This is a genomic window from Clostridium cavendishii DSM 21758 (assembly GCF_900141845.1).
In the GTDB taxonomy this organism is placed as follows: Bacteria; Bacillota; Clostridia; order Clostridiales; family Clostridiaceae; genus Clostridium_AG; species Clostridium_AG cavendishii.
The window spans coordinates 1-1,481 of sequence record NZ_FQZB01000002.1 but is presented as its reverse complement, the minus strand read 5'-3'; the positions used below and the strand labels follow the sequence as shown (position 1 = coordinate 1,481).

General features: G+C 53.1%; 1 rRNA gene. It reads right to left on the bottom strand.

What is annotated here, in order from left to right:
- Positions 1-12 precede the first annotated feature (12 nt).
- Positions 13-1,481 (bottom strand): 16S ribosomal RNA (locus tag BUB01_RS00010); the annotation flags it as partial.

Sequence of the window (1,481 nt, the reverse complement as noted above, 5' to 3'; positions counted from 1 at the left end):
TATCTTCCTTAGAAAGGAGGTGATCCAGCCGCAGGTTCTCCTACGGCTACCTTGTTACGACTTCACCCCAATCGCTGACCCTACCTTCGGCCGCTGGCTCCTTGCGGTTACCTCACGGACTTCGGGTATTGCCAACTCTCATGGTGTGACGGGCGGTGTGTACAAGGCCCGGGAACGTATTCACCGCGACATGCTGATTCGCGATTACTAGCAACTCCGGCTTCATGTAGGCGAGTTTCAGCCTACAATCCGAACTGGGATGAGTTTTAAAAGTTTGGCTCCACCTCACGGTCTTGCATCTTTCTGTACTCACCATTGTAGCACGTGTGTAGCCCTAGACATAAGGGGCATGATGATTTGACGTCATCCCCACCTTCCTCCCGGTTAACCCGGGCAGTCTCGCTAGAGTGCTCAACTAAATGGTAGCAACTAACAATAAGGGTTGCGCTCGTTGCGGGACTTAACCCAACATCTCACGACACGAGCTGACGACAACCATGCACCACCTGTCTTCCTGTCCCCGAAGGGACTTCCTCGATTAAGAGTAATTCAGGAGATGTCAAGTCTAGGTAAGGTTCTTCGCGTTGCTTCGAATTAAACCACATGCTCCGCTGCTTGTGCGGGCCCCCGTCAATTCCTTTGAGTTTTAATCTTGCGACCGTACTCCCCAGGCGGGGTACTTATTGTGTTAACGGCGGCACAGAGGTATCGAAACCCCTACACCTAGTACCCATCGTTTACGGCGTGGACTACCAGGGTATCTAATCCTGTTTGCTCCCCACGCTTTCGAGCCTCAGTGTCAGTTACAGTCCAGAGAGTCGCCTTCGCCACTGGTGTTCTTCCTAATCTCTACGCATTTCACCGCTACACTAGGAATTCCACTCTCCTCTCCTGCACTCTAGACATCCAGTTTGGAATGCAGCCCCCAGGTTAAGCCCGGGGATTTCACATCCCACTTAAATATCCACCTACGCTCCCTTTACGCCCAGTAAATCCGGACAACGCTTGCCACCTACGTATTACCGCGGCTGCTGGCACGTAGTTAGCCGTGGCTTGTTCTTCAGGTACCGTCATTATCGTCCCTGATCAAAGAGCTTTACAACCCGAAGGCCTTCATCACTCACGCGGCGTTGCTGCATCAGGGTTTCCCCCATTGTGCAATATTCCCCACTGCTGCCTCCCGTAGGAGTCTGGGCCGTGTCTCAGTCCCAATGTGGCCGATCACCCTCTCAGGTCGGCTACGCATCGTCGCCTTGGTGAGCCGTTACCTCACCAACTAGCTAATGCGACGCGGGCCCATCTTATAGCGGATTGCTCCTTTGATCAGTCTACCATGCGATAATCTGATGTTATGCGGTATTAATCTTCCTTTCGGAAGGCTATCCCCCTCTATAAGGCAGGTTGCCCACGTGTTACTCACCCGTCCGCCGCTAGCTTCATCCCCGAAGGGAATCCACTCGCTCGACTTGCATGTGTTAAGC